The sequence below is a fragment of the Clavibacter sp. MX14-G9D genome, assembly GCF_032917815.1.
GTDB lineage: Bacteria > Actinomycetota > Actinomycetes > Actinomycetales > Microbacteriaceae > Clavibacter > Clavibacter michiganensis_K.
The window spans coordinates 1-12926 of sequence record NZ_JAVCVL010000063.1; the positions used below are offsets into that span (position 1 = coordinate 1).

Genomic DNA, 12926 nt, shown 5'->3' on the forward strand with positions numbered 1-12926 from the left:
GGGTGCGCCGCGAGCAGCGCCGCCGGCTTCCGGGTGGAGAGCGCCCGCAGCGCCAGGAGCTCCGTGCCCCCGGGCGTCCCCGCGAGGGCGCGGGCCGCGGCCGCGCGCCGCACGAACGAGATCCGGCGGAGCAGCCAGTGCCGCACGATGAGCGCGATCGGCACGAGCGCGACGAGGATACCGACCACGAGCGCGACCGTCCCCACCAGCGCCTGCTGGTCGCGGCCCGCCTGCACGAGGCCCGACCCGATGCCGCTCGCGTCCTCGAACGGCCCGCGTGCGGCGTCGCCCACGAGCGGCAGCCGGCCGAGGGCGTCGGCGGCGTCGGTCATGGATCCGCTCAGCTGCGTGCCCGAGCTCTCCATGCTGCGGCCGAGGTCGCCGAGCGGGCGGATGAGCGCCGCCACCGCGATCCCCACCAGCACGGAGACGAGGACGCCGACGAGGGCGGCCGTGTCGGCCGCGATCTGTCGGGCGCGGACGAGGGGGAGCGCGGAGTAGAGCTGCATGGGTCCAGCCTGGCCTGCGGGCGTCACCCGTCGTGGAGGCGCCGCGGCGCGCGGGCGTCCCACGCCTCCCGGAGCAGCTCGGCGAGCCGTGCGGCGGGGACGCGGTCCAGCCGGACGAGCACGCTCGGGTGGCCGTCGTAGTGCGGGGTCGTCGTGAACGCGGCGGGATCCTCCTGCAGCAGCGCCTCGCGCTCGCCCAGGTCGGCGCGCCACACCAGCAGCACGCCGGGCTCCTCCACCAGGCGGGCGATCATGCGCGGTCCGGCGTAGAAGGCGGGGGTCCCGTAGGCGGTGCGCTCCTCGACGCCCGGCAGGGACAGCGCCAGCTCGCGGACGTCGGCCTCGGTGCTCATGCGCCCAGTCTGCGCCGCGGGCATGCCGGGCGTCAGGTGGCGGGCGTGCCCGGCGTCAGCCGGCGGGGCGGTCGAGCGCGTCGAGCTCCCGCAGCGCCGCGTGCGCCCGTTCGAGGCGCGCGTGCTCGGGCTCGTCCCACCAGCGCGGTCCGCGCTCACCGAGGCCGTGCTTCGCGAGTCCGACGCGCGTGCGGGCGGCGGCGACCGCGTCGTCGTCGCCCCGGCGCTTCGCGGCGCCCACGCCCGAGCGCCCGCGTCCGAGGTGCGACGTCAGCGCCTCCACGACCTCGGCCGGCAGCGACGGATCCGTGCGCGGCCACCGCCGCCTGCCCACGACCAGCCAGCGCTCGTCGTCGGTCGGGCCGTCGGGATCCTGGGGCTCGGTCACCCCTCGACGCTAGCCCCGCGTCCCCCGGCGCCGCGCGCGAGCCCGCCGGAGCGCACGGCGCCCCGGACGCCCGAGGGCCGGGGCGCACGCACGCCCCGGCCCTCGTGATCCGCCGCCGTCGGCGACCGGATCGGTCCTGCGGATCAGCCCCGCCACACCTGGATGACCGACGGACGCGGTCCGCGCCAGGCGCCCTTCGGCGGGGTGGCGCCGGCCGGCACGTAGTCGGGGAAGAACGAGTGCTGCTCGGCGAACGAGCCGTCCTCGCCCGGGTGCTGCACCGCGACGAACACCATGCCCTCGGTGTCGTGCACGACCGGGCCGCAGGTCTCCGCCTCGGTGGGCACGGAGAGGAACTGCTGCACGTGGCCGCGCTCGGCGCCCTCCAGCGGGACCTTGAACAGGCCGTCGTTGAGGCCGATGGTGCTCGGCGCGCCGTCGGTGGAGATCCAGAGGTCGCCCGCGGAGTCGAACGCGACGTTGTCCGGGCAGCTGATGGGCGAGACCTTGTCCTTCGGGAAGCCCGCGAAGTACGTCGACTCGTTCTTCGCCGGGTCGCCCGCGACGAGGAGCAGGTTCCAGGTGAAGGTGGTCGAGCGGAGGTCGCCGCCGTCCTCGACGACCTCGACGATGTGGCCGTCGCGGTTGGTGGTCCGCGGGTTCATCTCCGTGGCGCCCTCCTTGCCGGCCTTGCCGCGGTCGGTGTTGTTGGTGCACGCGACGTAGACCTTGCCCGTGACGGGGCTCGGCTGCACGTCCTCGCAGCGGTCCATCTTGGTCGCGCCCACGGCGTCCGCCACGAGGCGGGTGCGGATGAGCGCGTCCTCGATGGTGAAGCCGGGGACGGGGCAGACGCCGTCGACCGCGATCGCGATCCACTCGCCGATGCCGTCGAACTGCCCGTCGGAGGGCAGCTGGCCGGTGCCGGTGATCTCCGCGACGGGCGAGTCGCCCGTGAAGCGGGCCACGTAGAGCGAGCCGCGCGTGAGGAGCTGCTTGTTCCTCCGGCGGTCCTGGCGCGTCGTGCCGGTGACCATCGTGTCGTGCGAGACGAACTTGTAGAGGTAGTCGAAGCGCTCGTCGTCGCCCATGTAGGCGGCGACGTGGCCGCTCTTCCCGGCGATGACGTTCGCGCCCTCGTGCTTGAAGCGGCCGAGCGCGGTGTGCTTGACGGGCGCCTCGCCGGGCTCGAACGGGTCGACCTCGACGATGTAGCCGAAGCGGTTCGGCTCGTTCTCGTAGCCGGGGGTGCGGGCGTCGAAGCGGGGGTCGATGGACTCCCAGCCGCGGCTCGTGGCCTTGTCGCCGAGGCCGTAGCGCTTGTCGGCCGCCGAGGTGCCGGCGGTGCGGAAGTAGCCGTTGAAGTTCTCCTCGCCGGAGAGCACGGTGCCCCAGGGGGTGGTGCCGCCGGCGCAGTTGCCGAGCGTGCCGAGGATCGTGGTGCCCTTCGGGTCGGCCTTCGTGCGGAGCGCGGCGGATCCGGCGACGGGCCCGGTCACGGTGAAGGGAGTGTCCGCGGTGATGCGGCGGTTGCGGTGGTGGCCGACCGTGTACGTCCACGGCTGCCCGACCGTCGTGCGGCGGAGCGCGACGACGGACATTCCGTGCGAGGCCTTGCCGATGCGGCGCTGCTCGTCGAGCTCGGCGGCGTCGGCCGCGGGCGGGAACATGATGTTCTCGTTCGTGTACTCGTGGTTGGCGACGAGGAGCGCCTCCTTGTTCCGCGAGTTGATCGGGATGATGTCGAGGTAGTCGTTGTTGTAGCCGAACTGGCGCGCGGCGAGGCGCGCGGTCTGGTTGTCGGCGTCGAAGTCGTCGGCGTAGCTGAAGATCGGGTCGCCCCAGCGGATGATCGGCGCCCAGCGGTAGCCGGTCGGCACGGTGAACTGGTCGACCGATGCGTCGACGGGCGTGATCGCCGTGAAGGGCAGGTTCGACGCGGCCTGCGCGGCGGCGGCCTCGGCGCCGGGCGCCGCGGCGTTCTGCGCCACGAGGATCGCGAGGGCTCCGGCTCCGGCGCCGCCGAGCAGCGTGCGGCGCGAGAGGGCGCGGCCCGCGATGTCGCGGAAGTAGGAGTTGTCGCTGACGTTGGGGACGGGCTTCGTGCACGCGTCGTCGCACTTGAGGTGGCAGGTGACGGTGCTGCGCTTGCCGCGGGCGTGGGGATCGCGCGACAGGATCGGCAGCAGCCGGTGGTGGGTCTCACGGGTGAGGGTCATGTGGGGTCTCCATCGATCTCGGGCGTCTGCTCCGGGTGCCGGCGGACGCATCACGCTCGCAAGCTATTGCCGCCCCCGGGCAGCCCTCCGACGTGACGGTGGACGCCGGGTGAACCGGGGGTGTCCGGATCGTGCGGGCGTACCGTCGAGGTGCGGCGCGGATCCGCGCCGCCCGATCCGAGGAGGACTCCCATGGCCAGGTTCGACACGAAGACCGCGCTCGTCACCGGCGGCGGCAGCGGCATCGGCGCCGCCATCTCGCGTGCGCTCGCCGCGGAGGGCGCGTCGGTCGTCGTCACCGACATCCAGCTGGAGGCGGCCGAGCGCGTCGTCGCCGAGATCGAGGCCGCGGGCGGCACCGCCACCGCGTTCCGCCAGGACACCTCGAAGGCCGAGGACTCCGAGTCCGCCGTCGCGCACGCGGTCGCGACCTACGGCGCGCTGCACCTCGCCGTGAACAACGCCGGCATCAGCGCCCCGGCCGCCGACATCGGCGAGTACGACATCGCCGCCTGGGACCGCACGCGCGCGGTCGACCTCGACGGCGTCTTCTACGGCCTCCGCTACCAGCTGCCCGCGATGGTGGAGGCGGGCGGCGGCGCGGTCGTCAACATGAGCTCGGTGCTCGGGTCGGTGGGGTTCGCCCAGAACGCCGCCTACGTCGCCAGCAAGCACGCCCTCGTCGGCCTCACGAAGGTCGCGGCGCTCGAGTACACGGCCCGCGGCGTGCGCACCAACGCGGTCGGCCCGGGCTTCATCGACACCCCGCTGGTGCGCGCGTCGCTCACCCCGGACGCCCTCGCCTACCTGGAGAGCCAGCACGCGACCGGCCGCCTGGGCACCGACCAGGAGGTCGCGGCGCTCGTCCTGTTCCTCCTCAGCGACGACGCGTCCTTCATCTCGGGCAGCTACCACCTCGTGGACGGCGGCTACTCGGCGCGCTGACGCGTCGGGCCGGCGCCGCTCGTGGGGTGCCGGCCCCGGACCGGCTCCGGTCAGCGGATCCCGCTGCGCGCGAAGCCCTGCACGAAGTAGCGCTGGAAGACGAGGAACAGCACCACCATCGGCGTCACGTTGATCAGGGCGAAGGCCATCGTGCCGCCGTAGTCGGAGCCGAACTGGCCCTGCAGGTACAGCAGGCCGATGGGGAGCGTGAACAGCTCGTTCTGCTTCAGCGCGATGAGCGGCCAGGAGAAGTCGTTCCAGGTCGACAGCAGGCTCATGAAGAACAGCACCGCGAGCAGCGGCTTCGACAGCGGGAGCACGATGCTGCGGAGGATCCGCAGGTGGCTCGCGCCGTCGATCCGCGCCGCCTCGATGAGCTCGGTGGGGATGCCGAGGATGAACTGCCGCGCGAGGAACAGGCCGAACGCGCTCGCCGCCGTGGGCAGGATCACGGCCCAGTACGTGCCGTAGAGGTCGAGCCCGGTGACGAGGGTGAACAGCGGCACCATGATGACCTGCACGGGGATCATCAGCGTCGCGAGCGCCACGAGGAAGAGCGCGTTCGAGCCGCGGAACCTCAGCCGCGCGAACGCGTACCCGCCGAGCACGTTGACGCTCACGGTGATGAGCGCGACCACGAGGGCGATGGCGGTGGAGTTCCCGAACCAGGTGGCCACGGGGAAGGAGTCGAGGACGCGCTCGAAGTTCGACAGCGTGAGCGTCGTCGGGAAGATGCGCAGCGCGCCGCCGAGGAGGTCGGCGCGGGTCGAGAACGCGACGACGACCATCCAGTACAGCGGGAACAGGATGATGAGCGCGACGACGCTCGCGGCGACGACGCGCAGCGCGACGAGGCGGCGCTCGCGGGTGCGGCGGGCGCCCGGCCGGGTCAGCCGGTCGGGGGGCGCGGTGCGGGCCGGGCGGACCTCGGAGCCCACGGGCGCGACGGGTGCGGTGGTCATGGGGCGGCTCTCAGTCCACGAGGTCCCGGGAGCGGCTGGAGTACCAGCGCACCACGGTGAAGGCGAGCATGACGAGGAGCAGCACGACGCCGATGGCGGCCGCGTAGCCCTGGTCGCGGGTGACGAACCCCTGGTCGTAGGCGTACGTCACGATGACGGAGGTGGCGTTGCCGGGGCCGCCTCCGGTCATCACGAAGACGAGGTCGAAGACCTGGAACGAGTAGATGACGTTGAGGATCAGCAGGAAGAACGACGACGGCCCCACGAGCGGCACCGTGAGGTACCGGAAGCGCTGCCAGCCGTTCGCGCCGTCGAGGCGGCCGGCCTCGTACACGCCCGCGTCGACCGACTGCAGCCCCGCCAGGTAGATGAGCATGTTGAACCCGACGCGCCACCACAGCGTGATGAGCACGATCGAGACGAACGCGGCCGTGCCGTCCGACTGCCACGGGACGCCCGGCAGCCCCACGGCGCGCACGAGCTTGTCGATGAGGCCGCTGTTCTCGTCGAAGAGGAGCACGCCGATGAGCGCGGTCGCGACGCCCGAGATGGCCATGGGGAGGATGAGGATCGAGCGGAACAGCCCGCGCGCCGGCAGCACCGAGTCGAGCAGCACGGCGGCGCCGAGGCCGAGGCCCATCGACAGCGGCGTGACGATCACGGTGAAGAGCACCGTGTTGGCGGCGGACCGCCAGAAGACCGGGTCGGACACGAGCCGCTGGTAGTTGTCGAGCCCGGTGAAGGTGCCGCCGCCGAAGCCGTCGGTGCGCTGGAGGCTCACGAACACCGCCCACACGAGCGGCACGAGCACGAAGAGGCCGAGCAGGAGGAGGTTCGGCGTGAGGAGCATCCACGCGACCGCCGCCTCGCCGCGCGAGCGCGTGCGGCGGCGGTGCGGCGGACGGTCCGCGCGCCCCGCACCCGCGGGCGTCGTGCCCGGGGTGCGGGCGGGGGTGCCCGTCCGCACCCCGGGTGCCGCGGTCATCAGCCCGCCTGGACGGCGGACGCGATGCCCGCGGAGAGCGCGGCGACCACGTCGTCCGTCGACGCGTCGCTCGTGAACGCCTTCTCCAGCTCGTCCTGCAGCGCCGTGATGATGCGCGACATCGACGGCGAGGCGACCTGCCCCGAGTCGGACGCCTGCACGGTGCTCGCCTGGCCGACGTAGACGGGCGCGAGCTCGGGGCGCACCGCGAACTCGATGCCGGAGTCGATGAGGTCCTGCCGTGTGGGCAGCAGCGACGCGCCCTCGCAGAACGCGCGCATGGCGTCCTCCTGCGTGACGAAGTCGAGGAAGGCGGCGGCCAGCGCGGGATCCGCCACGTCCTTCGTGACCACCAGCGCGTTGCCGCCGAAGTCGCTGGCGGCGCGCACGTCCCGCGGGGCGAAGGTCGCGCCCCACTCGAAGTCGAGGGTGTCGGTGGCGTCGGGGATGGAGAACGCGCCCGAGAACACCATCGCCGTGGTCTGCGCGTACCAGCTGTCCTGCGCGTAGGTGGAGGACTTGATCGTGTCGTTGTCGGGCACGTAGCCCTTCTCGAAGAACGAGCGGGTGAAGTCCACGGCCTTCCGCGCCGCGTCGGAGTCGATGGCGGCGTCCGCGAGGTCCTCGGTGAGGAAGCGGCCGTCGGCCTCGAACAGCCAGGTGAGCCAGCGGGTCACGCCGTTGCCCTGCCAGTTGTACGCGAACGGGTACTGGTCGGCGGGGAGTGCGGCGCGCAGCTGCGCGGCGACGGCGTCGAACTCCTCCCAGGTCCAGGCGTCCTCGAGCGTCGTCGGGATGTCGGTGACGCCGGCGGCGTCCATGAGGGCCGTGTTGTAGAGGATCGCCGTGGTGTCGGTGTGGTGCGGCACGCCGAAGGGGGCGTCGCCGTTCTGCACCGCCGCCCACGCGCCCCGCGTGAAGCGGTCGCCGAAGTCGGCGGACAGGTGGTCGGAGAGGTCGAGCAGCTGGTCGCGCCCGGCGTAGCTGCCGAACGTGTAGTACGGCACGCGGAAGACGTCCGGCGGGTTGCCGGCCTGCAGCTGCGCGTCGATGTTGGTGAACATCTGCTCGTACGGCACGGCGTTCAGCTCCACCGTGGATCCCGGGTTCGCCTCCTGGAACCGGGCGATCTGGTCGCGGAAGCCGGCGAGCTCGGAGTCCGTCCCCCAGGTGGTGAAGGCGAGCGTGCCGGCCGCGGCGGAGGTGGCGGGCTTGCTGAAGCCCGCGCAGCTCGCGAGGAGCGCGGTCAGCGAGACGGCTCCGGTGGCGGTGAGGAAGCGGCGGCGGTCGAGTTCCATGGGGGCCTTTCCGAGGGGTGCGCAGGGGCGCGCGGCGGACGCCATGCGGTGTCATGCCATTCGATACCCCGGCCGGGGGGCATCGTGGATCCTCGGATGCGCCCGTCAGATCTGCTGTCCCGTCAGCGCACGAGCGCGACGGCCAGCGCGGCGAGCCCCGCGACCGCCGTGAGCGCGGCGACGAGCGCGGGCAGCCCGCCGTCGGGGAGCGCGGCCTCGGCCGGCGCGGCCGGGGCGGCGGCCTCCGTCGGGAGGGTCCGGGGCACCCGCCGGTAGCGCCGGTGCGCGGTGACGAGCACGCCCAGCGCGAGCGCCACCCCGACGAACGCCAGCGCGAGGCCGGGCACGCCGAGCACCGCGGGGAGGGCGCGCAGCCCGAGCAGGGATCCGACGACGAGCGCGAGCGCGGTGCGCCGCCACGCGAGGGCCGTGCGCTCGGGCTGGAGCCCGGGGTCGTACGGCCTGTCGTGGCGCCCGGCGTCGGGACCGCTCACGCCGTGAGGACCCCGAGCAGCACGAGCACCCCGGCGACCGCCACCGCGATCCCGAGCGGCAGCGACAGGGCGGACGACGGCAGCGGGCGGTCCCGGCGGAGGGCCCGCTCGGTGCGCATCCAGCCGATCCACGCCTGCGCGGGCGCCGCGATGCCGGTGACGATGAGCACGACCGACGCCGCGAGCCGGAACCCGGGCTGCAGCCCGAGCCCCAGCGCCTCGAGCGCGACCCCGCCGGCCAGCAGGGCGAGCGAGGTGCGGATCCAGGCGAGGAACGTCCGCTCGTTGGCGAGCGTGAACCGCACGTCGGGCTCGGTCCCCTCCCGGTAGACGCGGCGCGGGAAGCGGCGGTCGGGCGCGGTCATGCCGCCATCCTCCCGCGGATCAGCCGCCGATCCCCTCCAGCTCCGCGAGCGCGTCCTCGGGCAGGCGGATCCGCGCGCCCTGCACGTTCTCCCGCAGGTGCTCGACGGACGACGTGCCCGCGATGACGAGCACGTTCGGGGACCGCTGCAGCAGCCACGCGAGCGCGACCGGCAGCGGCGCGGATCCGAGCGACGCGGCCACCCGCGACAGCGTCTCCGACTGCAGCGGCGAGAACCCGCCGAGCGGGAAGTAGGGCACGTACGCGATGCCGTCCGCGGCCAGCTCGTCGATGAGCGCGTCGTCGTCGCGGCGGGCCAGGTTGTAGTGGTTCTGCACCGACACGATCGGCGCGATCGCGCGGGCCTCGGCCACCTGCGCGGGCGTCACGTTGCTCACGCCCAGGTGGCGGACGAGCCCCTCCCGCTGCAGCTCCGCGAGCGCCGTGAACGGCTCCTCGATCGACCCGTCGGTGGGGCTGTCGAACGCGCCCACGCGGAGGTTCACGACGTCGAGCACGTCGAGCGTCAGGTGGGTGAGGTTGTCGTAGACCGCCTGGCGGAGCTCGTCCGCGGAGAGCGCCTGCGGCCAGCGGCCCTTCGCGTCGCGGAGCGAACCGACCTTCGTCACGATGTGCAGGTGCTCCGGGTACGGGAACAGCGCCTCCTCGATGACGGCGTTGGTGTGCCCGGGGCCGTAGAAGTCGGCCGTGTCGATGTGGGTGATCCCGAGCGCCACGGCCTCGCGCAGCACGGCGCGGGCGGCGTCCGGATCGGCGGGCGGGCCGAACACGTGCGGCCCGGCGAGCTGCATGGCGCCGTAGCCGAAGCGCGTGACGGTGAGGTCGTCGGCGAGGGGGAAGAGCCCTCCGGGCAGGTCGGTGGACATGGGATCCTCTCGGGTCGCGGGCGTGCGCCCACTCTCCCGCGGGCGGACGCGCGGCCGGCCGCACTCGCAGGAGCCCGTGAGCGGATCCGCGCGGAGCGGCCCGCGGCCGGGCGGCCTAGGAGGCGCCAGGCGCGGCCTGCGCCGCCGGATGCGCGCGGCGGGTCGCCAGCACGCGCGAGAAGACCAGCACGAGGAGCCCGGCGGCCGGGATGAAGATGAGCCCGAGGCGCAGCGACGACGCGTCCGCGATGGCGCCGACGATCGGCGGTGACACCAGGAACCCGACCCGCAGCAGCCAGCCGACGATGGTGAGCCCCGTGCCGGGCTTGAACCCGGGCAGCTCGTCGGCGGCCTGCATGGCGGCCGGGATGAGGGTCGCGACGCCGAAGCCCGCGACGCCGAACCCGACGATGGTGCCGACGACGCTGGGGAACGCGAGCGCGCCGCCCATCCCGACGAGCACGAGCACGCCGCCGAGGCGGGCGATGGCGCGCTGGCCGAAGCGGTCCACCATGCGGTCCCCGAGCATCCGCCCGATGAACTGCATGCCCTGGAGGGAGATGAAGCCGAGGCCCGCGACGAAGGCCGAGGCCTCGAGGTCGCGCGAGAGGTAGATGGCCGACCAGGTGCTGCCCGCGTCCTCCACGATCGCGCCGCCGGAGGCGATGATGACGAGCGCGAGGAGCACGCCGTACCGGGCCACGAGGCCGAGCGCGCGCGGGGAGGCGGCGCGCACGACGCCGTCCTCCGGATCCGCGGCGGGAGCGTGCGCGTGCGCCGCGCCGCCCTCGCCGGGCTCCGGCTCCGGGCCCTTGAGGAGCCAGGCGAGCGACACCACGGCGAACGCGCTGAAGAGGACCGCGGTGAGGGAGAGGTGCACGAGAATCGGCAGCCGCGCCTGCGCGGCGGCCGCGCCCATGATCCCGCCGGTGACCGCGCCGATGGACCAGACCGCGTGGAACGAGTTGATGATCGAGCGCCCGTACAGCCGCTGCACCCGCAGCGCGTGCGAGTTCTGCGCGACGTCGGTGATGGAGTCCATGGCGCCGGCGAGGAACAGGGCGCCGGCGAGCACCAGCCACCCGGGGGCGAGGCCGGCCAGCAGGATCCCGACGGAGGCCAGCACCGTGGCGGCCACGGCGACGCGCGCCGACCGGTACCGGCGGATGAGGACGCCCGCGGCGAGCCCCGCGATGAGGGCCCCGAGCGGCGACGCGGCGACGGCGGCCCCGAACTCGACGTCGGCGAGCCCCAGCTCCGCCTTGAGCGCGGGGTAGCGCGGCAGCAGGTTCGCGAAGATCGCGCCGTTGGTGAAGAACAGGATGCCGACGGCGACGCGCGCGCGGCGGACGTCTCGGGTGGGAGCGGGCGTGCGCGACAGCGTCGGCGCGGACGGGGAGGGCATGGGGCGTGATCTCTCTCTGGCCTCGCCCGGCGGCGATGCAGGTCTCCAGCCTAGGGACGCGCGGGGGCCTCCGACGACCGCTCGCCGGCCTGCTCGGCCATGTCGGCCACGAGGTCCATGAGGGGGATGAGCCGCGCGGACGCCTCGTGGCCGAGCTCGGTGAGCCGGTAGTCGACGCGCGGCGGGATGGTCGCCTGGGCGTCGCGGATGACGAAGCCGTCGTCGGCGAGCGTGCGGAGGGTCGAGGCGAGCATCTTCTCGCTGATGCCCTCGATCTCCCGGCGGAGCTCGCCCCAGCGGCGGGATCCCTGCCCGAGGGCGAGCAGGACGAGGACGCCCCACTTGCTCGTCACGTGGTCGAGGAGGGTCCGCGACGGGCAGTTCGCGGGGTAGCGGCCCTCGGTCACGCCGGGCCGGTCGCGGGTCACCCGGAAGCTCATGTCGTGCATGCGACCAACTTACCTGAAAGTGGGTACCTCCCTGTGGGAAGCTCTTCGCCGTCGACCCGGTTGTCCCGGGCGTACCGCACCTCCCACGACTCGAAAGGCACCCCATGACCATCGTCGTCACCGCCGCCACCGGCCGCCTCGGATCGCGCATCGTCGCGTCCCTCCTCGCCCGCGGCGCCGCCGCGTCCGACGTGCTCGCCACCGCGCGCCGTCCCGAGGCCCTCGCGGACCTCGCCACCCAGGGCGTGCGCACCGCGCGCCTGGAGTACACCGACGCCGACAGCGTGACCGCGGCCATCCAGCCCGGCGACACCCTCGTGCTCGTCTCCGGCAGCGAGGTGGGCCAGCGCGTCCCGCAGCACACCACCGTCATCGAGGCCGCGAAGGCCGCGGGCGTCGGCCGGATCCTCTACACGAGCGTCCTCCGCGCCACCACCACCGAGCTGTTCATCGCGGGCGAGCACAAGGCCACCGAGGAGGTCCTCGCCGCCTCGGGCGTGCCCGTCACGCTCCTCCGCAACGGCTGGTACACCGAGAACTACGCGGCCACCGTCGACGCCGTGCGGCAGTCCGGGGGCCTCCTCACGAGCGCGGGCGACGGCATCGTCGCGAGCGCCACCATCGCCGACTTCGCCGAGGGGATCGCCGTCGCGGCCCTCGACGACTCGCTCGCCGGGCGGACGCTCGAGCTCGCGGGCGACGAGCGCTGGACGCAGGACGACCTCGCCGCCGCGATCTCCGGCATCGTCGGCCAGCCCGTCCCCGTGTCGCGGGTCTCGTCGGAGGAGCACGCGAGCATCCTCGGCGGCGCCGGCCTCGACGAGGGCACCATCGGCTTCCTGGTGGGCCTCGACGCCGCCACGGCCGCGGGTCAGCTCGACGACGAGACGGGCGACCTCGCCCGCCTCCTCGGCCGCCCCACCACCTCGCTCGCCGAGGGCCTGCGCCAGGCGGTCGCGAGCGCCTGAGCCCCGGACGGATCCCGAGCCGAGCCGGATCCGGACCCGAGCCGGATCCGCACGCGACGACGGCCCGCCTCCCTCGGGGCGGGCCGTCGTCGCGCGGCGTCAGCCGAGCGCGTCGCGCATGCGCCGCACCTCGGCCGGCCCCACCCGGCAGCAGCCGCCGACCAGCGACGCGCCCGCCGCGATCCACGCGTCGACGGACGGCAGGGCCGGGTCGCCGCCCCAGCCGCGGGCGACCGCGTCCCAGCGCTCCCCGGAGTTCGGATAGACCACCACGGGCCGGTCGGTCACCGCGCGGGCAGCGGCGATCGCGCCCGGCACCTCGTCCGGGTGCGCGCAGTTGATCCCGACGGCCGCGACCTCGTCGGCCTCCTCCGCCAGCGCGAACCCCTCGCGCATCGGCTGGCCGGACCGCAGCCGCCCGTCCGCGACCGTGAACGCGAGCCACACCCGCGCGCCCGAGCCGCGCGCGAGGTCCACCAGCGCCCGGCCCTCGTCGAGGCTCGGGATCGTCTCGCAGGCGAGCAGGTCGGCGCCCGCGTCGGCGAGCACGGCGAACCGCGGGGCGTGCCAGCGGCGCAGCTCGTCGCGGGTGAGGCCCGAGGACCCGCGGTACTCCGACCCGTCGCCGAGCGTGGCGCCGTAGGGGCCCACGGACGCGGCGATCCAGCGGTCGCGCGGGGCGCGGGGCGGTCGTCCCGCG

The 12926-nt window shown here is 74.1% G+C and carries 15 protein-coding genes; 2 read left to right on the top strand and 13 right to left on the bottom strand.

Going from position 1 to position 12926, the window contains the following annotated elements; translation table 11 throughout:
- From Q6969_RS07380 to Q6969_RS07395, 4 genes are all read right to left on the bottom strand, one after another.
- Positions 1-509: hypothetical protein (locus tag Q6969_RS07380; protein ID WP_317229851.1), on the bottom strand; the 509-nt coding region annotated here is incomplete at its 3' end.
- A 23-nt stretch (positions 510-532) separates the two neighbouring features.
- On the bottom strand, positions 533-862 hold the full coding sequence (locus tag Q6969_RS07385; protein WP_317229852.1) for an MmcQ/YjbR family DNA-binding protein: 330 nt from the start codon (positions 860-862) through the stop codon (positions 533-535).
- Between the two features lie 55 nt (positions 863-917).
- The gene (locus Q6969_RS07390) at positions 918-1250 is read right to left on the bottom strand and encodes a biopolymer transporter Tol (protein ID WP_317229853.1); all 333 of its coding nucleotides are present in this window, start codon (positions 1248-1250) and stop codon (positions 918-920) included.
- Between the two features lie 143 nt (positions 1251-1393).
- Positions 1394-3469, bottom strand: coding sequence for a PhoX family phosphatase (locus Q6969_RS07395; protein ID WP_317229854.1), 2076 nt, complete (start codon positions 3467-3469; stop codon positions 1394-1396).
- Between the two features lie 192 nt (positions 3470-3661).
- Between Q6969_RS07395 and Q6969_RS07400 the strand changes: the two genes are divergently transcribed.
- On the top strand, positions 3662-4414 hold the full coding sequence (locus tag Q6969_RS07400) for an SDR family NAD(P)-dependent oxidoreductase (RefSeq protein ID WP_317229855.1): 753 nt from the start codon (positions 3662-3664) through the stop codon (positions 4412-4414).
- 50 nt (positions 4415-4464) lie between these two features.
- On the opposite strand, the gene Q6969_RS07405 is transcribed toward Q6969_RS07400, so the two are convergent.
- The 8 genes from Q6969_RS07405 to Q6969_RS07440 form a co-directional block, all read right to left on the bottom strand.
- Entirely contained in the window at positions 4465-5376 is a 912-nt protein-coding gene (locus tag Q6969_RS07405) for a carbohydrate ABC transporter permease (RefSeq protein WP_317229856.1), read from the bottom strand.
- Positions 5377-5386: 10 nt separating this feature from the next.
- Positions 5387-6361: a sugar ABC transporter permease gene (locus Q6969_RS07410; protein ID WP_317229857.1), complete on the bottom strand. Its 975-nt coding sequence runs from the start codon at positions 6359-6361 to the stop codon at positions 5387-5389.
- Entirely contained in the window at positions 6361-7659 is a 1299-nt protein-coding gene (locus tag Q6969_RS07415) for a sugar ABC transporter substrate-binding protein (RefSeq protein ID WP_317229858.1), read from the bottom strand. Before Q6969_RS07415 ends, Q6969_RS07410 begins: the two co-directional genes overlap by 1 nt.
- 122 nt (positions 7660-7781) lie before the next feature.
- Complete coding sequence (locus tag Q6969_RS07420) at positions 7782-8153, bottom strand: DUF202 domain-containing protein (RefSeq protein ID WP_317229859.1); 372 nt, start codon at positions 8151-8153, stop codon at positions 7782-7784.
- Complete coding sequence (locus tag Q6969_RS07425; RefSeq protein ID WP_317229860.1) at positions 8150-8518, bottom strand: DUF202 domain-containing protein; 369 nt, start codon at positions 8516-8518, stop codon at positions 8150-8152. The genes Q6969_RS07420 and Q6969_RS07425 overlap by 4 nt, the downstream gene beginning before the upstream one ends.
- Before the next feature lie 19 nt (positions 8519-8537).
- Complete coding sequence (locus Q6969_RS07430) at positions 8538-9404, bottom strand: aldo/keto reductase family oxidoreductase (protein WP_317229861.1); 867 nt, start codon at positions 9402-9404, stop codon at positions 8538-8540.
- Positions 9405-9519: 115 nt separating this feature from the next.
- Complete coding sequence (locus tag Q6969_RS07435; protein WP_317229862.1) at positions 9520-10809, bottom strand: MFS transporter; 1290 nt, start codon at positions 10807-10809, stop codon at positions 9520-9522.
- A gap of 50 nt (positions 10810-10859) precedes the next feature.
- Positions 10860-11258 carry a winged helix-turn-helix transcriptional regulator gene (locus Q6969_RS07440; protein WP_396335524.1) on the bottom strand — a complete coding sequence of 133 codons (399 nt, stop codon included), beginning with the start codon at positions 11256-11258 and terminating at the stop codon, positions 10860-10862.
- 104 nt (positions 11259-11362) lie between these two features.
- Here Q6969_RS07440 and Q6969_RS07445 point away from each other — a divergent pair, with 104 nt between their 5' ends.
- Positions 11363-12226 (top strand): NAD(P)H-binding protein, encoded by an 864-nt coding sequence (locus Q6969_RS07445; RefSeq protein WP_317229863.1) that lies wholly within the window; start codon positions 11363-11365, stop codon positions 12224-12226.
- A gap of 99 nt (positions 12227-12325) precedes the next feature.
- On the opposite strand, the gene mmuM is transcribed toward Q6969_RS07445, so the two are convergent.
- Positions 12326-12926: homocysteine S-methyltransferase (mmuM, locus tag Q6969_RS07450; RefSeq protein ID WP_317229864.1), on the bottom strand; the 601-nt coding region annotated here is incomplete at its 5' end.